Annotated in this window: 10 protein-coding genes; 4 read left to right on the forward strand and 6 right to left on the reverse strand. The window is 74.1% G+C overall.

Annotated features, from left to right (window positions below; genetic code table 11):
- Positions 1 to 20: 20 nt before the first annotated feature.
- On the reverse strand, positions 21 to 13262 hold the full coding sequence (locus AC0HI0_RS16155; protein ID WP_480933179.1) for an SDR family NAD(P)-dependent oxidoreductase: 13242 nt from the start codon (positions 13260 to 13262) through the stop codon (positions 21 to 23).
- Positions 13263 to 13626: 364 nt separating this feature from the next.
- Here AC0HI0_RS16155 and AC0HI0_RS16160 point away from each other — a divergent pair, with 364 nt between their 5' ends.
- Positions 13627 to 15177, forward strand: a complete 1551-nt coding sequence (locus AC0HI0_RS16160; protein ID WP_480933180.1) for an aspartate aminotransferase family protein — start codon at positions 13627 to 13629, stop codon at positions 15175 to 15177.
- 153 nt (positions 15178 to 15330) lie between these two features.
- Here AC0HI0_RS16160 and AC0HI0_RS16165 read toward each other — a convergent pair whose 3' ends face one another.
- Entirely contained in the window at positions 15331 to 15762 is a 432-nt protein-coding gene (locus tag AC0HI0_RS16165; RefSeq protein WP_480933181.1) for a PPOX class F420-dependent oxidoreductase, read from the reverse strand.
- 312 nt (positions 15763 to 16074) lie between these two features.
- Here AC0HI0_RS16165 and AC0HI0_RS16170 point away from each other — a divergent pair, with 312 nt between their 5' ends.
- Complete coding sequence (locus AC0HI0_RS16170) at positions 16075 to 17124, forward strand: glycosyltransferase family protein (protein WP_480933182.1); 1050 nt, start codon at positions 16075 to 16077, stop codon at positions 17122 to 17124.
- A 56-nt stretch (positions 17125 to 17180) separates the two neighbouring features.
- Complete coding sequence (locus tag AC0HI0_RS16175; RefSeq protein ID WP_480933183.1) at positions 17181 to 17909, forward strand: class I SAM-dependent methyltransferase; 729 nt, start codon at positions 17181 to 17183, stop codon at positions 17907 to 17909.
- A gap of 138 nt (positions 17910 to 18047) precedes the next feature.
- Here the strand turns inward: AC0HI0_RS16175 and AC0HI0_RS16180 are convergent, their stop codons facing one another.
- The 4 genes from AC0HI0_RS16180 to AC0HI0_RS16195 form a co-directional block, all read right to left on the reverse strand.
- On the reverse strand, positions 18048 to 18530 hold the full coding sequence (locus AC0HI0_RS16180; RefSeq protein WP_480933184.1) for a hypothetical protein: 483 nt from the start codon (positions 18528 to 18530) through the stop codon (positions 18048 to 18050).
- 467 nt (positions 18531 to 18997) lie between these two features.
- Positions 18998 to 19960: a helicase-associated domain-containing protein gene (locus AC0HI0_RS16185; protein WP_480933185.1), complete on the reverse strand. Its 963-nt coding sequence runs from the start codon at positions 19958 to 19960 to the stop codon at positions 18998 to 19000.
- Positions 19891 to 20835, reverse strand: a complete 945-nt coding sequence (locus AC0HI0_RS16190) for a hypothetical protein (protein WP_480933186.1) — start codon at positions 20833 to 20835, stop codon at positions 19891 to 19893. Before AC0HI0_RS16190 ends, AC0HI0_RS16185 begins: the two co-directional genes overlap by 70 nt.
- A gap of 85 nt (positions 20836 to 20920) precedes the next feature.
- Positions 20921 to 21832 carry a hypothetical protein gene (locus AC0HI0_RS16195; protein ID WP_480933187.1) on the reverse strand — a complete coding sequence of 304 codons (912 nt, stop codon included), beginning with the start codon at positions 21830 to 21832 and terminating at the stop codon, positions 20921 to 20923.
- Between the two features lie 460 nt (positions 21833 to 22292).
- Here AC0HI0_RS16195 and AC0HI0_RS16200 point away from each other — a divergent pair, with 460 nt between their 5' ends.
- Positions 22293 to 23471: an RNA polymerase sigma factor gene (locus AC0HI0_RS16200; protein WP_480933188.1), complete on the forward strand. Its 1179-nt coding sequence runs from the start codon at positions 22293 to 22295 to the stop codon at positions 23469 to 23471.
- Positions 23472 to 23506: the final 35 nt, after the last annotated feature.

Consider the following 23506-nt stretch of genomic DNA (forward strand, 5'->3'; position numbering starts at 1 on the left):
CAGCCTCTCGTCAGGACGTGTCAGCTGTCGGCTCGGCCGAGTTGGTCGTCGATGAACGCCAGCAGCTCCGCGGTGGACGCGTCCTCGATGTCCGCGTCCTGCGCGGTGGCGGGGACCCCGGGGCCGTGCCACGCCTCCATCCAGCGGGAGAGGATCGTCTGGAGGCGCACGGTGATCGAGTCCCGGTGCTCGTCGTCCTCGCCGACGGCGGACAGCACTTCCTCCAGCTTGTCCAGCTCGGCGAGGGTCGGTGAGGTGAGCGCCGCCGCGGTGCCGTCGGGGGCGATCAGGTCGAGCACGAACGCCGTGAGCGCGCTGGGCGTCGGGTGGTCGAACACGATCGTGGCGGGCAGCCGCGCGCCCACCGCCGCGCCGAGCCGGTTGCGCAGCTCGACCGCGGTCAGCGAGTCGAAGCCCAGTTCCTGGAAGGGCCGGTCGGGGTCGACGGCCTCCGCGTCGCGCAGGCCCAGCACCACCGCCACCTGGCCGGCGACCACCCGCAGGACGGTCGCCCCGTGCTGCTCGGCGGCCAGGCCGGCCAGCCGCTCGGCCAGCGGCGCCCCGTCGCCCTCCCCCGCCCGCGCGGCCCGCGCGGCGGGCGGGACCAGGCCGCGCAGCAACGGGGCCACGTCGCCGCCGGAGCGCAGGGCGTCCAGGTCGAGCGGGGTCGCGGTCAGCGCGGCGTCGGGCAGACCCAGCGCGGCGTCGAGCACGGCCAGCCCGTGCGCCACCCCGACCGGGGCGAACCCGTCGCGGCGCAGGCGGTTGAGGTCGGCCTCGGTCACCCCGGCGCTGATGCCGCCGTCGACCTGCCACAGGCCCCAGCCCAGCGCGGTCGCCCGCAGGCCGTCGGCCGCGCGGTGGCGGGCCAGGCCGTCCAGGAACGCGTTGGCCGCCGCGTAGTTGCCCTGCCCCGGACCGCCGAGCACGCCGGGGAGCGCGGAGAACAGGACGAACGCGGACAGCGGCGTGTTCCGGGTCAGCTCGTGCAGGTGCCAGGCTCCATCCACTTTGGACCGGAGCACGCGCTCCAGCCGGGCGGGCTCCAGCGCGGACACCGGGCCGCCGTCGAGCACCCCGGCCGCGTGCACCACGGCGGTCAGCGGGTGCTCGGCCGGGATGGCGGCCAGCACCTCGGCGAGCGCGTCGCGGTCGGCGACGTCGCACGCGACGATCTGCGCGGACGCGCCGTGCCCGGCCAACGCCCGCCGCAGCTGCTCGGCGCCCGCAGCGTCCACACCGGACCGACTGACCAGCAGCAGGCGGCGCACGCCGTGCTCGACCACGAGGTGGCGGGCGACCTCCGAGCCCAGCGCGCCGGTACCGCCGGTGATCAGGACCGTGCCCGAGGTGGGCCAGCCGCCGTCGGCCGGGGCACCGCCGACCCGGCCGAGGCGGGGCGCGAGGACCGCGCCGCCGCGCACGGCGACGGCGGGTTCGTCGGTGTCGAGGAGCGCCGCCAGCAGCGCCGGGTCGGCGGTCCCGGTGTCGCTGTCCACCAGGACGATCCGGCCCGGGTTCTCCAGCTGCGCCGAGCGGACCAGGCCCCACAGCGCGGCGGTGGCCGGGTCGCAGAGGTCGGATCCGGCGGCGACGACGGCGTCCCGGGTGAGCACCACCAGCCGGGTCTCGGTCGGCCGCCGGTCGGCCGTCCACGCGCGCAGCGACGCCAGCACGTCCGACGTGACCGCGTGGGTCCGCGCCGCGAGGTCGTCGCCCGGTTCGGCTTCGACGTGCAGCAGCAGCACGTCGGCGGGCACGCCGGATTCGGCGAAGGCGGCGATGTCGTCGAACACCGGCAGGTCGGTCCGAGAGCCGCCGACAGCGGCCCAGGTGCCCCCGGGCGGGCCGGGGGTCAGCGGCAGCGGGACCCACTCCAGGCGGTGCAGCGAGCGGATCGGGCCGGGACCGCCGACCACGTCGGCGGGCGTCCGGTCGCGCCAGGTGACCGAGTCCACGGTGGCGACCAGGCCGCCGTCGGCGTCGGTCAGCAGCACCGACGCGCCGTTCTCCCCGGTCGGTGTGACCACCGCCCGCACCGCCGCGGCTCCGGTGGCGTGCAGCCGGAACCCGCGCCACGCCGAAGCGAGGTGGCCCCGGGTGACGCCCGCGAGCGCCAGAACCTCGTGCAGCAGGGTCGGGTGCAGCCCGAACCCGCCCGCGCCGCGGGTGTGCTCCTCGGCGAGCCGCACCTCGACCGCATCGGCGTCGGCGCGCCGCGCCGGGCCCACCGCCGCCGGCTCGGCGGTCAGCACACCGCCGGCCACCTTGACCCACTCGTCGTCGGCGACCTCGGCGTGCACGGACACCGCACGCGCGCCGTCCTCGTCCGCCTCGCCGACGCGGGCCTGCACGGACACGGCGCCGGACTCCGGCACGGCCGGCTCGGCCGACACCGCCAGTTCGGCCACCACCGGGCAGCCGACCTCGCGCCCGGCCCGCGCGGCCGCCTCCACCAGCGCCGACGCGGGCAGCACCGCGGTGTCGGACACCGTGTGCCCGGCCAGCCACGGGTGCGTCCCCAGCGAGACCTCGCCGGTGAACAGCACCTCGTCCGTCTCGGCCAACCGGACGGCCGCACCCAGCAGCGGGTGGTCGCCCGGCCGGGGGCCGAACGCCGCCGGTGCGCCCGCGGACTCCAGCCAGTAGCGCTCGCGCTGGAACGGGTACGTGGGCAGGTCGACGACCTTCGCCCCGGTGCCGGCGAAGAACGCCGCCCAGTCCACCCGCACGCCCCTGGTGTGCAGCAGGCCCAGCGCCCCGACCAGGGTCCTCGGCTCGTCGTGGCCGTTGCGCATCGCCGGGATCGGCACCGCGCGCTCCACGCAGGCCGCGGCCATCGCGGAGAGCACGCCGTCCGGGCCCAGCTCCATCAGCGTGCCGACGCCTTCGGCCTCCAGCCTGCGCACGCCGTCGACGAACCGCACGGGCAGGCGGACGTGGTCCACCCAGTAGTCGGCGGTGGCCCACCGGTCGCCGGACTCGACCTCGCCGGTCACCGTCGACACGATCCGGATGGTCGGGCGGTGGAAGGTCAGCCCTTCGGCGACCGCCCGGAACTCCGCCAGCATCGGCTCCATCCTCGGCGAGTGCGAGGCGCGGCTGATGGCCAGCCGCTTGGTGTTGCGCCCGCGCGCCTTCCAGATCGCGGCGACGGCCTCCGCGGCGTCGGTGTCGCCGGAGACGACCACCGACTGCGGGCTGTTGATGGTGCCGATGACCGCCCGGCCGGACTCCGGCAGCGTCTCGGCGACCTCCTGCTCCGTGGCCTGGATCGCGATCATCGCGCCGCCCTCGGGCAGCCCGCGCATGAGCCGGCCGCGCGCGGTGACCAGCGTGGCCGCGTCCGGCAGCGACAGCACCCCGGCGACGTGCGCGGCGATCAGCTCGCCGGTGGAGTGGCCGATCAGGAAGTCCGGGTGCACGCCCCACGCCGCGAGCTGGCGGAACAGCGCGACGCCCACGGCGAACAGCGCGGCCAGCGTGTAGTCGATCTGGTCCAGCTCGTCACCGGTCTCGACGACCTCCCGCAACGGCCGGGGCAGGCCCTTGTCCAGCTCGTCGGCCACCTCGTGGAAGGTGTCCCGGAACACCGGGAACGCCTCGCAGAGCTGCGCGGCCATGCCCACGCGCTGCGCGCCGCCGCCGGTGAACATGAACGCGGTCAGGCCCTCGGCGCGGGTACCGCGCACCGCTTCGGGGCCGTCGGCGGCCAGCTCGGACAGGCCGTGCAGCAGCTCCTCGCGGTCGGCGGCCACGACCACGCCGCGGTGCGCGAGGGCGGACCGCGTGGTGGCCAGGGACAGGGCGACGTCGAGCCGGTCGACGTCGCCCTCGGCGAGCAGCTCGCCGATCCGGGCCGCGTGGGCGCGCAGGCCCGCGACCGAGTTGCCGGACAGCAGCCACGGCAGCACCGGCGGCCGGACCTCGGCGACCGGGTCCGGGGCGGCGGTGTGGACCGGGGCCACCTGCTCGATGATCACGTGCGCGTTCGTGCCGCTGATGCCGAACGACGACACCGCCGCCCGGCGCGGCCCGCTCCCCGACGCCCACTCCCGCTGCTCGGTCAGCAGCGCGAGCGCGCCTGACGACCAGTCCACGTGCGGGGACGGCGTCCCGGCGTGCAGCGTGCGCGGCAGGGTCCCGTGCCGCATCGCCTCGACCATCTTGATCACGCCGCCGACCCCGGCCGCCGCCTGGGAGTGGCCGATGTTGGACTTGAGCGAGCCCAGCCACAGCGGCCGGTCCGCGTCGTGCGCGGTCCCGTAGGTGGCCAGCAGCGCCTGCGCCTCGATCGGGTCGCCCAGCGGGGTGCCGGTGCCGTGCGCCTCCACGACGTCGACGTCGGCCGGGTCCAGGCCCGCGTTCGCCAGCGCCTGCCGGATCACGCGCTCCTGCGACGGCCCGTTGGGCGCGGTGAGCCCGTTGGACGCCCCGTCCTGGTTGATCGCGGACCCGCGCAGCACCGCGAGCACCCGGTGGCCGTTGCGCCGGGCGTCGGACAGCCGTTCCAGCAGGACCAGGCCGACGCCCTCGCTCCACACCGTGCCGTCGGCGTCGGCGGAGAACGACTTGCAGCGGCCGGAGGGCGACAGCCCGCGCTGCCTGCTGAACTCGACGAACGAGCCGGGCCCGGCCATCACCGTGACCCCGCCCGCCAGCACCAGGTCGGACTCGCCCGACCGCAGCGCCTGCCCGGCCAGGTGCAGGGCCACCAGCGAGGACGAGCACGCGGTGTCGACGGTGACCGCCGGGCCTTCCAGCCCGTAGGTGTAGGCCAGGCGACCGGAGATCACGCTGGAGGTGTTGCCCACCAACAGGAATCCCTCGAACTCGGGCGGCACGGACGACAGGTGCGCGGCGTAGTCGTCGTACATCGCGCCGACGAACACGCCGGTGTTGCTGCCGCGCAGGGTCGCCGGGTCGATCGCGGCGCTCTCGAAGGCGTTCCACGCCGTCTCCAGCAGCAACCGCTGCTGCGGGTCGGTCGCGGTGGCCTCGCGCGGGGAGATGCCGAAGAAGTCCCGGTCGAACAGGTCGGCGTCGTGCAGGAACCCGCCTTCCCTGAGGTAGGAGGTGCCGATCGCCTCCGGGTCGGGGTCGTAGAGCCCGTCGAGGTCCCAGCCCCGGTTGGTCGGGAACCCGCTGATGGCGTCGGTCCCCTCGGCGACCAGCCGCCACAGGTCGGCGGGCGAGCGGACCCCGCCCGGGTAGTGGCAGGCCATGCCGATGATCGCGATCGGGTCGTCGTCGGCGACGGTGACCCGGACCGCGGCGCGGGCCGCGTCGGCACCGCCCAGCCGGCCCAGCAGGTACCGGGCCAGCGCCAGCGGGCTCGGGTGGTCGAACACGACGGTGGACGGCAGTCGCACCCCCGTCGCGGCACCGAGTTCGTTGCGCAGCTCGACCGAGGTCAGGGAGTCGAAGCCCTGGTCCTTGAACGCCCGGGTCGGCTCGACGGCCGAGCCCGCGGTGTGGCCCAGCGCCAGCGCCGCCGTGCTCCGCACCAGGTCCAGCACGGCGGGTTCCCGCTCGGCCTCGGGCAGCGCGGCGATCCGCGCGGCCCAGCCGTCCGGGGTGGCCCGGCGGTCCGCCCGCGCGGGCCGGACCAGGCCGTGCCACAGCTTCGGCCGCTCGCCGCCGGCTGCCAGGTCCAGCGCGGCGGGCACGACCAGCGGGTCGGCCGAGCCGAGCACCTCGTCGAACATCGCCAGGCCGCGCGCCGGGGTCAGCGGGACCACGCCGGCGCGGGACCAGCGCTGCACGTCCGCCTCGGACAGGGCCGCGCCCATGCCCTCCGCGTCCGCGCCCCACAGGCCCCAGGCCGCCGAGGTCGCGGCCGACCCGTCGGCGGCCCGGCGGGCCGCCAGCGCGTCGAGGTAGGTGTTCGCGGCGGCGTAGTTGGCCTGCCCCGCCGTGCCCACGATCCCGGAGACCGAGGAGAACAGGACGAACGCGGCCAGGTCGTCGTCGGCGGTCAGCGCGTGCAGGTTCCACGCGCCGTCGACCTTGGGCCGCAGCACGGTCGTGAGCTGCTCGGCGGTCAGCGCGGTGATCGTGGCGTCGTCCAGGACGCCGGCGGTGTGCACGGCGGCGGTGAGCGGGTGCTCGGCCGGCACCAGCGCCAGGGCGGCGGCGAGCGCGTCCTGGTCGGCGACGTCGGCGGCGGCGACCCGGACCTGCGCGCCCGACGCCGTCAGGTCCTCGACCAGCGCGGCGCAGCCGGGGCTGTCCTCGCCGCGCCGGCTGACCAGCAGCAGGTGCCGCACGCCGTGCTCGGCGACCAGGTGCCGGGCCACCAGGGCGCCCAGCCCGCCGGTGCCGCCGGTGATCACGACGGTGCCGTCGCGGTCGAGCGCCCGGCCGGCCCGGTCGGGCGCGACCTTGGACAGCCGGGCGGCGTGCAGCCGGCCCGAGCGGATGGCGACCTGCGGTTCCCCGCTCGCCGCCGCCGCGAGCACGAGGGCGTCGTCCGAGCCGTCGGTGTCGACCAGCACCAGGCGGCCGGGGTGCTCGGCCTGCGCCGAGCGGACCAGGCCCCACACCGGCGCGTGCGCCAGGTCGTCGACCCGGTCGCCGGGCCGGGCGGCGACCGCGCCGCTGGTCACCAGCGCCAGCGTGGCGTCGGCGAACCGCTCGTCGGCGAGCCACTCCCGCACCAGCTCCAGGGCCCGTGCGGTGGCCGCGTGCGCGGCGGCCGGGGAGTCGCCGCCGCCGGACAGCGCGGCGACGACGACGTCGGCGCGTCCGGTGCCGGTCGACGTGGCCGCCAGGTCGGCCCGGGTGAGCGCGGCGGTGTCGGGCGTCGCGATCGCCGACCAGGTCACCCCGAACAGCGAGGTGCCCCTGCCCGCCTTGCCGATCACCGCGCGGGAGACCCCGCGCAGGGTCAGGGATTCGACGGTGACCACCGGCGCGCCGGTGGTGTCGGTCAGCTCCAGCGCGACGGCGTCGGGGCCGGCCGGCGACACCCGGACCCGCGCGGCGGTGGCCCCGCCGGCGTGCAGGGTGACGCCCTCCCAGGCGAACGGCAGCCGGATCTCGTCGCGGTCGCCCGCCGCGCCGGGCAGCAGCGGGTGCAGCGCCGCGTCGAACAGCGCGGGGTGCAGTCCGAACCGGTCGTCGTGGTCGGCGTCCGGCAGCGCGATCTCGGCCAGGACGTCCGATCCCGCCCGCCACACCGAGCGCAGCCCCCGGAACACCGGGCCGTAGCCGTAGCCGAGCGCGGCCAGCGCCGGGTAGGCGTCGTCGACCGGCTCGGCGACCGCGCCCGCCGGCGGCCAGGCCGCCCCGGTCGCGGCGGGGCGTTCCCGGGCGGGTCCCAGCAGGCCCGAGGTGTGCTCGGTCCAGGCGGTCGGGTCGTCGCCGGTCGGTCGCGAGTGGACGGTGAACCGGCGCGCGCCGGTGTCGTCCGGCGCGGAGACCCTGACCTGCACCCGCACCTGCTCGCCCTCGGGCAGCGGCAGCGGGGCCTCCAGCGTCAGCTCCGCGACCCGCTCGGCGCCCGTGTGCGCGCAGGCGGCGAACGCCAGCTCCAGGAACGCGGTCGCGGGCAGGAGCGTGACGCCCTCGATGGCGTGGTCGGCCAGCCACGGGTGCGTCCTGGTCGACAGCACGCCGGTCAGCACCGCGCTCCCGTCGTCCGCCACGTCGACCACGCCGCCGAGCAGCGGGTGCCCGGCCGGGTCGAGGCCCAGACCGCGCGCGTCGGTGCGCGCGGTCGCGGTCAGCCAGAAGTGCTCGCGGCGGAACGCGTAGGTCGGCAGGTCGGCGGGCACGGCGTCCGGGAAGAACGGGGCGAGGTCGACCTCGGGGCCGGCCGCGTGCACGGCCGCCAGGCCCGCGACGAAGGTGTCGACCTCCGGCCGGTCCGCGCGGGCCAGCGGCACGGCGGTCGCGGTGACGCCGGCCGCTTCGACGGTCTCCCGGGCCGGCGCGGTGAGCACCGCGTCCGGGCCGATCTCGACGAGCACCGTCGCGCCCAGGCCGGTCGCGGTCAGCACGGCGTCGTGGAACCGCACCGCCGAGCGGATCTGGTCGACCCAGTAGTCGGCGGTCGTGATCAGTTCCGGTGCCACGACCGCGCCGGTGACGGTGGAGACGACCGGGATGACGGGCGGGTGGAACGTCAGGCCCTCGGCGACCGCGCGGAACTCGTCGAGGACGCCGTCCATGTGCGGCGAGTGGAACGCGTGGCTGACGCGCAGCGCGCGCACCCGGTGACCGTCGTCCTTCCACTGCCCGCCGACGCGGTGCACGACCTCCGCGTCACCGGCGATCACCACCGCCCTCGGGCCGTTCACCGCGGCGATGTCGACCAGCCCGGCGTGCTCGGCGATCGAGGCGGCGACCGCGTCCGGGTCGGCCTCGATCGCGACCATCGCGCCGTCCGACCGGGCGGACTGCATCAGCCTGCCCCGCGCGGCGACCAGCGTCGCGGCGTCCTCGGCGGAGAGCACCCCGGCCACGTGCGCGGCGGCCAGCTCGCCGATCGAGTGCCCGGTCACCAGGTCCGGCCGCACGCCGTGGTGCGCGGCCAGCCGGTACAGCGCCACCTCGACGGCGAACAGCGCGGGCTGGGTGCAACCGGTCCGGTCCAGGTCTTCGCCGCTGTCGACCACCTCGCGCAGCGGGCGGTCCAGGTGCGGGTCGAGGTGCGCGGCGATCTCGTCGAACGCCTCGGCGAACACCGGGAACGCGGCGCGGAGTTCGCGGCCCATGCCGACCCGCTGGGCGCCCTGGCCGGTGAACATCAGCAGGGTCTTGCCGGTCGACGCCGTGCCGCGCACCACGGTGGGCGAGGCGTCGCCGGCCGCGAGCGCGGCCAGCCCGTCGAGCCGGTCGTGCGCGGTCGGGCCGAGCACGACCGCGCGGTGGGCGAACGGGGTGCGGGTGGTCGCCAGCGCGAGGCCGATGTCGGCCGGGTGCGCGTCCGGCCGGTCGAGCACGAACTCGCGCAGCCGCGCGGCCTGGGCGCGCAGGCCCTCGCCGCTCGGCGCGGACAGCACCCAGGGCGCCCTCGACGCGTCACCGCCGCCCGGCCGGTCGGCGACCGGCTCCACCTCGATGACGGCGTGCGCGTTGGTGCCGCTGATCCCGAACGACGAGACCGCCGCGCGGCGCGGCTGCCCGGTCTCCGGCCAGGCGCGGTTCGCGGTGACCAGCGAGACCGCGCCCGACGACCAGTCCACGTGCGGGGTCGGCGCGTCGACGTGCAGGGTGGCCGGGACGACGCCGTGGCGCATCGCCTGCACCAGCTTGATCAGGCCGCCGACCCCGGCCGCCGCCTGGGCGTGGCCGATGTTGGACTTGAGCGAGCCGAGCAGCACCGGCTCCCGCCCGCCCCGGTCGACGCCGTAGGTGGCCAGCAGCGCCGCCGCCTCGATCGGGTCGCCCAGGCCGGTGCCGGTGCCGTGCGCCTCGACCACGTCGACGTCCGCGCCGGTCAGCCGGGCGTCGGCGAGGGCGTCGCGGATCACCCGCCGCTGCGCCAGACCGCTCGGTGCGGTCAGGCCGTTGGACGCGCCGTCGGAGTTGACCGCCGAGCCGCGCACCACGGCGAGCACCGCGTGCCCGTTGCGGCGGGCGTCGGACAGCCGCTCGACCACGAGCACGCCCACGCCCTCGCCCCACGCGGTGCCGTCGGCGGCGGCGGCGAACGACTTGCAGCGGCCGTCGGGCGCCAATCCCTGCTGCCGGGAGAACTCCAGGAACATGCCCGGCGTCGACATCACCGCCACACCGCCCGCGATCGCCAGCGACGTCTCGCCCCGGCGCAGCGACTGGACGGCCAGGTGCAGCGCCACCAACGACGACGAGCACGCGGTGTCGACCGTGACGGCGGGGCCGAGCAGGCCCAGCTGGTAGGCGATGCGGCCGGACATGACGCTGGCCGTGCCGCCGGTCAGCAGGTGCCCCTCCACGTTCGCCGGCGCGTCGTGCATCCGGGGGCCGTAGTCGAACGTCGTCGCGCCGATGAAGACCCCGGTGCGGGAGCCGCGCAGGTCGCGAGGGAGCAGCCCGGCCCGCTCCAGCGCCTCCCACGAGGTCTCCAGCAGCAGCCGTTGCTGGGGGTCCATCGCCTGCGCCTCACGCGGCGAGATGCCGAAGAACCCGGCGTCGAAGCGGCCCGCGTCGTGCAGGAACCCGCCCTCGCCCACCGAACTCCGGCCGGCCGCGCCGGGATCGGGGTCCACCAGGTCCTCGGCCCAGCCCCGGTCGGTGGGGAACCCGGAGATGGCGTCGCCGTTGCCGACCACCAGCCGCCACAGGTCCTCGGGCGAGGCGACCCCGCCGGGGTAGCGGCACGCCATCCCGACGATCGCGATCGGCTCGGCGTCCGACCCGGCGGCGGCGAGTTCGCCCACCTCGACGTCCCCGCCGCCCAGCCGGGCTTCGAGGTGCGCGGCCAGCGCGGCGGGCGTGGGGTGGTCGAACAGGGTGCTCGACGGCAGGCTCAGCCCGGTCGCCTCGGCCAGGCCGTCGCCGAGTTCCACCGTCATCAGCGAGCTGAAACCCAGGTCGCGGAACGGCAGGTCGACCTCGACCGCCTGGCCGGGGGCCAGGCCCAGGACGGCGGCGACGTGCGCGGTCACCAGGTCGGCGACGCGGGCGGCCGGGCCGACGACCGGGCGCGGGGCGGGCTCGCGGCCGACGCGCGGCGCGGCGGCGGTCGGGCTCTCGGCCGGGCCGTCGGTGACCCAGTGGTGCTCGCGCTGGAAGGCGTAGGTGGGCAGGTCGACCCGGCGTGCCCCGGTGCCCGCGAACACCTGGTCCCACGCCAACTCGGCCCCGGACACGACCAGCCGGGCGACGGCCGCCATCACCGTGCGGTCCGCCGGTTTGTCCTTGCGCAGCACCGGTTCGGCCCGCACCGCCGACCGGTCGACGACGCTGTCGGCGACCAGGGCCGAGCACACGCCGTCCGGACCGAACTCGACGACCGTGCGCACCCCGGCCGCTTCCAGGGCGCGCGCGGCGTCGGCGAAGCGGACGGTCGCGCGGACCTGCTCCACCCAGTAGCGAGGGGAAACCAGCAGTCCGGCGGGGGCGACCTGCCCGGTCACCGTGGACACGAGCGGGATCCGCGGCGGGTGGAACTCCAGGCCGGACACGACCTCGTGGAAGGCGTCGAGCATCGCGTCCATGCGGCGGGAGTGGAAGGCGTGGCTCACCGCGAGTCGCTTGGTCTTGTGCCCGGCCTGCCGCAGCCGCGCGGCGGCGTCGAGCACGGCGTCCTCGTCACCGGAGATCACGACCGCCTCCGGACCGTTGACGGCGGCGATCGCCACCGCGTCGGAGAGGTGTTCGGCGACCTGCTGCTCCGTCGCCCCGACGGCCACCATCGCGCCGCCGTCGGGCAGCGCCTGCATCAGGCGTCCGCGCGCGGTGACGAGGGTGGCGGCGTCGGCCGTCGACAGCACGCCCGCGACGTGGGCGGCGGCGACCTCGCCGACGGAGTGGCCCAGCACGAAGTCCGGTCGCAGGTTCCACGACTCGAACAGCCGGAACAGCGCCACCTCGACGGCGAACAGCGCGGGCTGGGTGTAACCGGTCCGGTCCAGGTCTTCGCCGCTCTCGATCACCTCGCGCAGCGGGCGGTCCAGGTGGGGGTCGATGAGCGCCACGACCTCGTCGAAAGACCGCGCGTAGACCGGGAACCCGGCGTGCAGCTCCATGCCCATGCCGACCCGCTGGGCACCCTGGCCGGTGAACACGGCCGCGATCGCGCCCTTCGACGCGACGCCCGTGAGGAGCCCGGGTGCGGGGGCGTCGGCCGCCAGCGCGCCCAGACCGGCGACCAGCTCGGCGCGGTCGGCGGCGACGACGGCGGCGCGGTGGGCGAACCGGGTGCGCGTGGTCAGGGCGGACCACCCGACCGACGCGACGTCGGCGGCGCCCGCCTCGACCGCGACCCGCAACCGCTCGGCCTGCGCGCGCAGCGCCTGCGGGGTCCGGCCGGAGACGACCACCGGCAGCGGCGTCGCGACGCGGGGCCCGGCGTGGTCGGCGAGGTCGGCGGTCGGTGCCTCCGCGACGACGACGTGGCAGTTGGTGCCGCCCATGCCGAAGGAGCTGACCCCCGCGACGAGCCTGCGGTCCGGGTGCGGCCAGGGCGAGTGGCCGGTGACCACGGAGAGGTTGAGCCGGTCGAACGGGATGGCCGGGTTCGGCGTCTCGAAGTTGAGGCTCGCGGGCAGCTCCCGGTTGCTGATCGCCAGCACGGTCTTCACCAGGCCGGTGATGCCCGCAGCGGCCTCCAGGTGCCCGACGTTGGTCTTCACCGAGCCGACGACCAGCGGGTCGCCGGACCGCTTGAGCGCGCCGATCGAGGCACCCAGCGCGGCGGCCTCGACCGGGTCGCCCACCGGCGTCCCGGTCCCGTGCAGCTCGACGTACTGCACGTCGTCGGGTGACACGCCCGCCCTGCGGTGCGCCGCCCGCACCACCTGCTCCTGCGCGAGCGCGCTCGGCACCGTCAGCCCCGAGGTCGCGCCGTCGTTGTTCACCGCGCTGCCCAGCAGCACGCCGTACACCCGGTCGCCGTCGGCGAGGGCCGCGCGCAGCGGCTTGAGCACGACCACGGCAGCGCCTTCGCCGCGCGCGTAGCCGTTGGCCTTGGCGTCGAAGGTGTGGCAGCGGCCGTCCGGCGACAGGCCGCCGAACCGCTCCGCGCCGAGCACGGTCTCGGCCAGGATGTTGAGGTTCACGCCGGCGGCCAGGGCGAGCGTGGAGTCCCCCGAGTGCAGGGACTCGCAGGCCAGGTGCACCGCCACCAGCGACGACGACTGGCTGGTGTCGACGGTCAGGCTCGCGCCGCGCAGGCCCAGGGCGTAGGAGACGCGGTTGGCGATCACGCCGCGGTGCACGCCCGCGTTGGTGTGCTGGGTGATCGCGGACGCGCCTTGCCGGTAGACCAGGGCGGCGTAGTCCTCGCGCCCGGTGCCGACGTAGACCGAGGTCGAACTGCCCTCCAGGTCGGCGGCGACGATCCCGGCGTCCTCCAGCGCCGACCAGGCCAGCTCCAGCACCAGGCGCTGCTGCGGGTCCATCACCCGAGCCTCGCGCGGCGAGACGCCGAAGAAGGCGGCGTCGAAATCGGCCACGGAGTCCAGGAAGCCGCCTCTGCGCACCGGGGCGCCGGCGTCGGCGGAGATCGGTTCCCAGCGGTGCGCGGGCATGTCGGTCAGCGCGTCGCGGCCGGACCTCAACAGGTCCCAGAACGCGGCGACGTCACCTGCCCCGGGGAGCAGGCAGGACATCCCGATGACCGCGGTCGCGTTTTCTTCCTGGGTGTCGCGGAGATGCTGTCCACTCGGCATGGAAACCGTGCCCTTCGCTTACCGGAAATCGGGCTCTTGCCCTGGAGGGGAACCCCGTCGACATTAGGTGCGAAACCACGGCCGGCGATCAACGGGCAGTCTTGGACCGGTAATGACCGGTATTGACCGATGGATTACCCGGTTTTTCCGGTGAGATCCCGCCGGACACCCGGCGAATTACCGCCGAAAACCGCCCCCATCCCTCGGCCTGCGAGCCATTACCGGAGGTAGACCACGGGGAGATGGCGATTGCCCGGACGTTGGTACGGTCGCCCCGGTAACCTCACGTGGATAGGGGACGAAGATGAACCCAGTGGTCGACAAGCCCGAGTTGGCCGAGCCGTACATGTTCGCGTGGCTGGCCTCGCTGGGACTCGGTGTCGAATACACCAGGTCGAAGAAGGATTCCCTCTACTACCGCGACGCCGATGGTGCCGAGGTCGAGGTGCTGGACCTCGTCGGCGGCTACGGGTCGACCATTCTGGGGCACAACAACCCGGAGATCGTCGAGTACGCGAAAGCGCTGCTGGACAGCGGCAGCCCGATCCACGCGCAGTTTTCCCGGCACCCTTACGCGAACGACCTCGCGTGGACGCTGAACACCATCGCGCACCGCGAGTTCGACACCGCCGAGAACTACTCGGTGATCTTCGCCAACAGCGGGGCCGAGGCCAACGAGGTCGCCATCAAGCACGCCGAGATGGACCGCGTGCTCAAGATCGGGGAGGCGCTGGCCGAGGTCGAGGCGAACATCGAGGACGCCCTCGCGGCCAGGGTCGCCGGCGCGACCGTGGACGCGTCCCCGTTGACGGGGTCGGACCTCGACGAGGTGGTCGCCGCCCTGCGCGCGGCCAACGCCGAGCGCGCCGCCACGCCGCCGGTCTACCTGGCTCCCATCGGCTCGTTCCACGGCAAGCTCGCGGGCAGCATCCAGCTCACCCACAACCACAGCTACCGCACGCCGTTCACCGCCATGGCCGCGCAGTGCCGGTTCGTGCCGCTGGACGAGCCGGACGCGGTCTCCGCCGTGATCGCCGCCGAGAGCCGGACCCTGCTCGACCTCGCCGTCGACGGCGACGTCATCCGGGTCGTCACGCGTCCGCTGCCCGTGATCAGCGCGTTCATCCTGGAGCCCATCCAGGGTGAAGCGGGCATCCACGTTTTGGACACCGACGCCGTCGCCCGTGTGCGCGGGCTGCTGGACGCCGCCGGCATCCCGGTCATCGTGGACGAGGTGCAGAGCGGCATGGGCCGCTCCGGCGCGTTCTTCGCCGCGTCCCACCTGGGGCTGCGCGGCGACTACATCACCCTGGCCAAGAGCCTGGGCGGCGGTGTCGCCAAGGCGGCGGTGACGATGATCCGGTCGTCGCTCTACCGCAGCGACTTCGAGCTGGTGCACACCTCGACGTACGCCAAGGACAGCTTCTCCACGCTGGTCGCCCTGCGCACCGTGGAGCTGCTGGAGGCGGACGGCGGCGCGGCGTACCGGCTGGCGGCCCGGAAGGGCGACAAGCTGCTCACCATGCTGCGCGGGCTGCGCGCCGACTTCGGCGACGTCGTCAAGGAGGTGCGCGGCAAGGGGTTGATGACGGGTCTGGAGTTCCACGACCTGTCCGGCTCGGACTCCGACATCCTCGCCGAGCAGGCCCGCAGCGGCCTGATCGGCTACATGTTCTCCGGGTACCTCCTGCGCGAGCACAACCTGCGGGTGTTCCCCACGGCCAGTGCCACCAGCACCCTGCGCTTCGAGCCCTCGGTGCACATCACCGACGAGGAGATCGCCCGCGCGGAGGCGGGCCTGCGCGCGCTGGCGGCCCTGATCCGGGCCGAGGACGGCAAGACCCTGCTCGGCTGACCCGTGATCTCCGGCGGGCCGCCACCGGGCCGCCGGAGGTCAAGCCGTGCCCACGCTCATCCCGCGTCCACGCGACTTGGGGCAGAACCACAAAGGGCCGTGTTCATCGGTGATGAACACGGCACCTCGCCGTCCGGGGTGCGAAGAGGCGGATCAGTTGACCTTGTCGCCGTAGACGTGGTCGACCTTGATCGTGATCAGGATGCGGCGGTCGGAGACCATGACCTCCCGGTACTCGTCCCAGTCCGGGTGCTCGCCCGCGGCGGTGCGGTAGTAGTGGACCATGGCCTCGACCTCGGGCCCGTTCGGGTCGGTCGCCGGACCGGCCAGGGTGACGCTGCCCTCGGCGGTGGCCCACGACCAGCCGTCGGCGCTGACGACCTCCAGCGCGGCGCGCGGATCCCGGCGCAGGTTCAGGATCTTGGCGGTCCCCTCGTTCGTCACCACGAGGATCTCACCGGCGTTCCGGTCGTAGGCGGGCGTCACGTGGGACAGCTGCGGCAGGCCGTTCCGCTTGATCGTCGCGAGAACACCGAGGCGGCTTTCCGCGAGCAGGTCGTGCGGGTCGAAGGAGGAACCAGTCATGTGGGGATTATGGCGGGTCGCATATGTGAGGCGGTCTCGGCACGGTCTTCATCTTCTCTTGGTCACATCGCCGCAGCATCGCCGCTTCCCCCGCAACAGTGCGGTGCTCCGGCCTCGTCCGCGCCGTGACGGCCGGCGCGCACACCACGCTCCACTATGGACAGAGGGGACACCGACCGCGGTCCGGCGGGCCGGTATGGTCGGACCGCGCACGATCTTGCCCCTTGCGGAGGTTGGGCGGGGCGAGGTCGGGTGGGACCATGACGGAGGCCCGGTTCGCCGGGGTTCGCGGTGTGCGATGCGGGGTGGAATGTGGCGGGCAGGGTGGTCTACGCGGGATTCGAGCTGCAATTCCCACTGGGAGGGATCAGACTGCTGACGCAGCACGTCTCGCTGCTCGTCGCGGCCGGGGTGGAGGCGTACCGCTGGTCGCCCACACCCGGCTTCCGCTACTCCTGGTTCGAGGACGACGTGCCCACGCTGTCCGGCGCCGAGATCGACCTGACGGCGGAGGACGTGCTGGTGATCCCCGAGGTCGCGGTGCTGCCGGACCGCGACCCGGCGCCGGGCGGGCGCAAGGTGGTCTTCGTGCAGGGGCACTTCCTGACCTTCCTGCCCTGCCCCGACGTCGACACCTATCCCGGCTGGAGCGCGCCGCACGCGCTGTGGACCGTGTCGCACGACGGCGTCGACGTGCTCTCCCGCGCCGTCCCGCACCTGCCGCCGCCGCGCCTGGTCCCCAACCCCGTCGACGCGCGGCTGTTCCACCCGGAGGCGAAGACGCCCAGCATCGCGTGGATGTCGCGCAAGCGACCGGCGGAAAGCGCGCTGCTGCGGCAGATCCTGCGCAACGACCCGCGCAGCGCGGGCGTGGAACTGCGGGACATCCACGGCCTCAGCCACGAAGAGGTCGCCCGGGTGCTGGCCGACACGTCGGTGTTCATCGCGCTCGGCGCGCCGGAGGGCGAGGGCTTCGGGATGCCCATCGCCGAGGCGTTGGCCGCCGGCTGCCTGGTCACCGGCTACGGCCTCGGCGGCGGCGACGAGCTGTTCGAGGCCCCGTCCGCGTGGCAGGTGCCCAGCCCGCGCACGGTCGAGCTGGCCGACCGCGCACTGGACCTCGTGCGGCTGCCCGAGGCCGAGCAGCAGCGGCTGCGCACCGAAGGCCGCCAGTGGCTGGTCTCCCGGTACAACGCCGAGGCGACCACGGACGCGCTGCTCGCCGCAGTGGACGCGGTGCGCGCGGAACCCGCCGTCGCCACCCGGGCCGTCCACCCGCACGCGTGGGACGCCGAGATCATGCGCCTGATGGCCCCGTACGCGGCGGCCATGCAAGCCGCCGCCCCTCCGGACCGCGCCTGACCGCACGACCTCCGCCATCCGGCCCGACCACCTCACGACGGGAACCTGTGCCGCACATGCCTTCCCCACGCAGGATCGCGAACAGGCAGGTCTACGACACCGCGGGGAAGGCCGCGGGGCGGCCGTTGCGGGAGGTCTTCGCCGAGATGTACCAGACCTCCGCCTGGACGTTCGGCGAGCAGGACGGGTTCGGCGTGACCACGTCCCGGTCCGGGTGGGGCTCCGACCTGGTCCAGACGTCCGCGCTGCGCGCCGAGCTGCCCGGGCTCGTGGCCGACCTCGGCGTCCGGACCTTCCTCGACGTGCCGTGCGGCGACTTCTTCTGGATGTCCACTGTGGACCTGCCGGTCGAGTCCTACCTCGGCGCGGACATCGTGCCGGAGGTGGTCGAGCGCAACCGGGAGGCGTTCACCCGGCCCGGCCGCGAGTTCGCGGTCCTCGACCTGGCCCGGGACCCGCTCCCCCGGGTCGACCTGGTCTTCACCCGGGACTGCCTGGTGCACCTGGCCGACGCCGACGTCCACCGCGCGCTGGCGAACGTCAAGCGCAGCGGTGCCCGGTACCTCGCCGCGACCACCTTCACCGACCGGGGCCGCAGCGCCGACATCCAGACGGGCGCCTGGCGTCCGCTCAACCTGACGGCGGCACCCTTCGAGCTGCCCGAGCCCGTGCGCCTGGTCAACGAGCGGTGCTCGGAGGTGTACGTGGTCGAGCAGGACGGCGAAGAGGTCGAATTCCGCTTTCCCGACAAGTCGATCGGCGTGTGGCGGGTGTCGGACCTGTGACCGCTCTCCACCGCGCCGCCCCGTCGGCCGCTATGTGTCCGATGTGGAGCAATGAACCTGCCCGGTGACGGCATCGGCGGGACGAGCGCGGCAGGAGGAGGACAGGGAACCGACACCAGGTCAACGGATCCGCAGTCGTCAGGCCAGGAACACGTAACCCTCGATGCGGATGCGGGCGTAGCCGGCGCTGTCGGCGGACGCGATGCCGTCCGCGCTCGCGGCGCTGAAGTTGTCGCCTCGGCCGCCGTGCCAGTACGTGTACAGCGGAACCGTGCCGGGTACCGGCGTCGAGTACACGTACCCCTCGGTCTGGATGAACTGGTAGCCGGCGGCGATCGCGTCGTTCTGGCCGGCCGTGGTCGCGGTGGTGAAGTTGTCGCCCCGGCCGGCGCTCCAGTACAGCCACAACGGTTTCGTCCCGGGGATCTGGCTGCTCTCGACCAGGGCCTCGGAGCGGACCCGGCGGTAACCGGCCGCCACCGCGCTGTTGTCGCCGGACACGGTGCCGGACGCGTAGTTGTCCTGTCTGTCGCCCTGCCACCAGGTGCTGAGGGTGGTTCGGCCCGCTGCGGACACGCCTTCCGCAGCCGCCTGCACGGTCGAGATGCCGGTGAGCGCCACGCTCCCCACCAGAGAAAGAACGATTGCCGCAATACCTGGTTTGCGCACGGACGTACCCTTTCGATCGAGTGCCGGCCGGTCATGGACGGCCAGGAGTGGACAGAGCCTCGACAGATCGCCTGCACGAACGGGACCACGATGTCCCCACGGTGGAACCAGGCCCGAATGGGAAATGGTCACGACGCCGTCCGGGATCCCACCCGAACCGGGAACCGCGTTCGTCGCAACGCGTCTTCGACCTGATCCGCGCCCTACGTCGGCGCGCACCCGATCGTGCCGGCTCGACGCACCACGGGAAGCGGGGTCCCGGTGATTTCACTCGTCCGCCGGAGCACGATTTCCGGGGTAACCCCGATCGGCTCACGAACGCCTTCGGCCGCTCGGCGGCCGGCTGCTCCGTCCGCGCTTCACGGTTTCGGCCACCGTCGAGGCGACCGGTCGAGGCCGCCGCAACGACACCTCCCCGGTCAGCCGGAACCCGCCGCCGGTCGCGCCGGTGACACCGACTTGATCCGCTCCACCCTGAACTGACGATCGGCCTCGCGCAGGTGGCACCACGCCAACAGGAACGGCCCATCCCACCCGGTCGGGGTGATGGCGCGCTGCGAGGACTGGCCCTTGCCGTCCACGTAGTCGATCAGCACGTCCGCCCCCTGGTCGATGGCCGCCGCCAACAACTCCACCGCCGTGGTCGACAACTCCCGGTTGCGCGACCGCACGATCTGCGTCGTGGGCGGCTCCTCCGCGTCCGGGTCCGGGAGGTACGCGGCGGCCTGCTCGACCTCGTCCGCCGGCGCGGCCACGCGCGCCTTCCGCCGCCGGACCACGACACTTCCCGACGACGGGTCCTCGACCACCGCGAACCCCTCTTCGTGCAGTTGCGCGACCACCTCCGCCGGTGCCGTCGCACTGCCCGCCACGGTCGGTGCCAGCTCGACGAACCCGGGTAACCGCAGCACTTCCGCGATGACCTCCGGCTCGGCCACCACGCAGCAGCCCACCTCCCGCACCCGCACCTGTCCCCGCCCGCGCTCCCCCAACAACGCCCGCAGCGCCCACGGCACGCTGTGCCGCGTCAGCTCCTCCAGCGCCGCCAGCAGGGATTCGCCGGTCCAACCCCGGGCGAAGGCCGCCCGGACACTGGCCGGGGTGAACTGCCACACGCGCGCCCCGTCCTCCACCGCGCTCTCCGCCGTGGCCTTCAACAACTTCGCGGCCTCGACCGTCAACTGCCCGAACACCACCACCTTCAGGTCGTCGAGCACCTCGACCTCGCACTGCATCGGCACCACCACGTCGGACACCGAGGCTTCCAGCGCGTCGACCTTCCCGGCGGACAACAACACCTTCCCGCACACGCTCAGCGCGTCCCCCGACACCACCCCCAACATCCGCGCCTCGGCCACGACCTCGCCGACGTGCTGGTGCACATCAGGGCAGAACCAGTAAGCGGCGGCCACGACCCCCTTGACGGACAACCCGTCCCGTGCGGCCCGCAACACCGCCCACCGGGCCGCCCGAGCGCGCGTCGACTCGACCTTCGACACCGCCGCGTCCCGCCGCGCGGTCGGGGCGTGGCGCAGCGAGAACCAGGCCCACGCCAACTCCGCCCACTGCCGGGCAGGTGTCGCCTCCCGCCACCGCTCGTCCGCGCGGTCACCTCGAAGGCCGACCCGATCTGCGTCAACAACCCGGCCTCGAACAGCAGGTCCAGCAGCAGCAACAGGTAGTCGTCGCCCAGCCCGAACTCCGCGCCGAGCCGCGTCCGCTCCTTCGGCCCCACCCCGCCCTTGCGCAGCCCGACGATCGGACCGCTCGTGTCCAGCAGCGCGTAGGCCGACCGCAGCAGGTGCTGCACCGACGACCGCAGATCACCGTCCGAAGCACGCCGGCCGGGCTCGACCTCGGGCCGCCCGGTCACCTTCGCCCGGCCTTGGGCCTGCTTCCACCGCTCCAGGACCGGCGGCACGAGGCGCACGGCATCTCCGGACGGCCACGCCACCCCGACCCGCCGCAGCTCGCTCAACGCCGCGCGGACCGCGTCCCGGTCGCCCTCGGCCTCCTCCGCAACGGCGTCGACGGTGGCTCCGGCCCCCAACCTGGCCGCCGCCTGTCCCGCCGCCACCGCGTCCCGGCTCACCAGGCGCACCGCGGCCAAGGACCCGCAGTCGCTCAACCGCTCCGCAAGCGCCTCGGGCGTGTCCGGAACCGGTGCCGCCCACGCCTCCGGCCGGATCCGCAGCATCTCCGCGCGTTCCACCCCGTCCATCCGGTCGAGGTACGCGGCGAACGAACCGTTGTCCATGCCGGGAATTCTGCCCAGGGCCGCAGCGGTCCGGAAAGCGGCTGGTCGCCGTCGCGGAGGTCGGTCGGGAAGTGCGGCGAACCCGTCAGTAGCGCACAGTCCAGCGGTACGAACGCGAGCACTCCTCGAAGTCCCCGGAGTGGGCGATGACCACACCGGAGTTGTTCAGGTCCACCGCCTTCGACCGGAGGTTCGTCGGCGTGCGCAGGTCGATGAGGGTGCCCACGTGCCAGTGGAACGGGTGGATGCCGGTGCTCGTCTCCTGCCATCCGGCGACGTCGCCCCGGTCGTTCACCGCCACCGCCTCGCTCGCCCCGGTGGTGCCGAGGTCCACCAGCTGCCCGTCACGCCAGAGCGCGGCTTCGCGCACTCCGTCGACAACCCGCCAGCCGACGACGTCACCGCGTTCGTTGATCGCGCGGGCGTTGATCGCGCGGGCGTTGTCCGCGACACCCGCGCGATCACCGGGCAGCGTGGTCACGCCGTTGCCGGTCCAGATCACCGCACGGGTCGTGTTCTGCTGCGCCGGCGACCGCGTACCGGCGACCGAGGCGGCGGTGCCGTCCCGGGGAGTGAGCGAACCCGCTGTCGTGCCCTTGCTGTTGACCACCCGGTGGTCCACCCGGGAAGCCTTGGGCAGCGGCAGGTCCGCGAGCTTGCCGTTGCGCCACGCGGCGGCGCGGGTGTTGCCGTCGCCGGGGCCGTCGCGGTGCGAGTACCCCACCGGGACGACCCCGGAATCGTTGATGTCGCGGGCCGAGGTGGGGACCGTCGAACTCTGCGGGGTCCGATCGACCTGCTTGCCGTTCTCCCAGGCACCGAGCCCGTAGATCAGCGCGCCGGCGGACTTGAAGACCGAGAGGGTCAGCACGTCGCCGCGCCCGTTGCTGCCGAGCGCGGCGTTGTTGCCGACGTAGACGGGGTTCGAGGGTCCGTCCCAGCGGACCGCGTCGGCGCGGTGCGCCTTGGACTGGCCGGCCCCCGCCGGCTGGTTCAACCACTTGCGATCCGTTCAGCGTCATGGCGCGCCGGCGGGTGGCAGCCCCAAAGGTCCACAGTGGATTCTTCCGAGGTCCGTTCTTGTTGTCGGCGCAGCGACATTCACCGTCGGCTCGACTCGCGGCGAACGGCAGGCACGCGACAGACGTCGGGTAGCGTCGACAGCGCGAGCGGCACCGTCCTGATTGGACTTCACCGCCGCGCGGACCACCTGGCCGGCCGGAAGGTCCGGAGCCGGAGTCTTGTGGTCGACACCCCCGAACGGATGCACCGAGACCGCCCGGTGGCGACGCGTGTGGTTGGTCCTTGTGGTGGGACTTGCACGCCGATGGAGCGGTTCGACTCTTCCATGACGATGATGCCGTCGAACGCCGGGGTGCCGGCGTTGCGAAGAGAGGAAGAGGAATGCTCACGATCATTCTTCGGCAGGTCGGCCCGCCCGAGGCCGGTGGGCTCCGGTGAGCGACGACGAGACCGCGTACGCGGAGTTCTTCACGCGGTGGTACCCGAAAATGCTCGCGATCGGGCTGAAGGCCGGTGCCGACCGCGCGGACGCCGAGGACGCCGCAGGAGCGGTTGCCATGTCCGTCTGGCGGTCGCGACCCCTCTGGGCCTCGGTGACGTGCGAGGATGCCTATCTGCGTACCGCCGTCTCCAACGAACTGGCCAAGGTCGCCCGCAGGCAGCACACCCGCCGCACCCGCGAGAGACGGTGGACCCTGACCACGCGGTGGTCCCAGCAGCCCCGATCCGTCACCGACGCCTTCGACCACGGACGTGAACTGGAGGCCGTGCTCCAGTGCCTGACGATCCCATCCGACCGGCAGCGGCAGGTCCTGGCCGGGTTGTGGCGACAGCACGACGCCGCCGAGGTCGCCGCTGAACTGGGCCTCCGCCCCGCGACCGTCCGGAGTCAGCGCCGACACGCCCGCCGCGACCTGGCGCCGTTCCTCGCCGGTGAAGGGCACGAGCACCGGCGGTGGATGCGGGCTGGGCAACGCCTGCACGAGGAGTTCAACCGGGGCGGAAACCGCGTGGCGAGTCCGCGTCGGGTCATCGGCGACGCGTGGACGCTGCTGCGGCACACCGGCCTGACCCCCGACCGCGGCACGCAGGTGGAGGTGCTCGACCGCGACGAGCTGGCACACCGCCGACGGAGTTCCCCGATGCCCACCGGATCCCCTGTCCTCGCCGAACTGGTCGACTTGGCCGCGCGCAACGACCTGCTCGCCGTCGTGCTCGACTCCCGCTACACCGTGCTGCACCGGGGCGGGCACCGCGACGCGATGGCCGCCGCCGACCGGCTCGGGTTCGTCGACGGCGCGTGCTGGGACCTGGAGCACGCCGGCGCGACGGCGGTCGGTCTCGCCCGGTTCCTCGGCGCGCCGGTCGCGGTGAACCGCTGGGAGCACTACTTCCCCGACCAGCACGGCATGTGCTGCGCGGCCCTGCCCGTCCCGGTCGCCGACCACCGGCACATCACGATCAACCTCACCGCCACGTCCGATTCGCTGACCGCCGTACCCCACGCCGTCCACCGGATGCTCCACGCACTCGCCGTCCGCCTGCGCCACCACATCGGGCCCCAGGAGGAACCACCGCGCCCCACCACCGGCTCGGGCCGGGACTCGACTTGACGACGTGAGGAGCACGATCCCGATCGCGCTCCTCA

The organism is Saccharothrix sp. NBAS 001 (genome assembly GCF_056640475.1).

Excerpts from the sequence above, each read along its gene's own strand:
- AC0HI0_RS16155 (WP_480933179.1), bottom strand. The coding sequence starts at position 13,262 with ATGTCCTGCCTGCTCCCCGGGGCAGGTGACGTCGCCGCGTTCTGGGAC.
- AC0HI0_RS16160 (WP_480933180.1), top strand. The coding sequence starts at position 13,627 with ATGAACCCAGTGGTCGACAAGCCCGAGTTGGCCGAGCCGTACATGTTC.
- AC0HI0_RS16165 (WP_480933181.1), bottom strand. The coding sequence starts at position 15,762 with ATGACTGGTTCCTCCTTCGACCCGCACGACCTGCTCGCGGAAAGCCGC.
- AC0HI0_RS16175 (WP_480933183.1), top strand. The coding sequence starts at position 17,181 with ATGCCTTCCCCACGCAGGATCGCGAACAGGCAGGTCTACGACACCGCG.
- AC0HI0_RS16190 (WP_480933186.1), bottom strand. The coding sequence starts at position 20,835 with ATGGACAACGGTTCGTTCGCCGCGTACCTCGACCGGATGGACGGGGTG.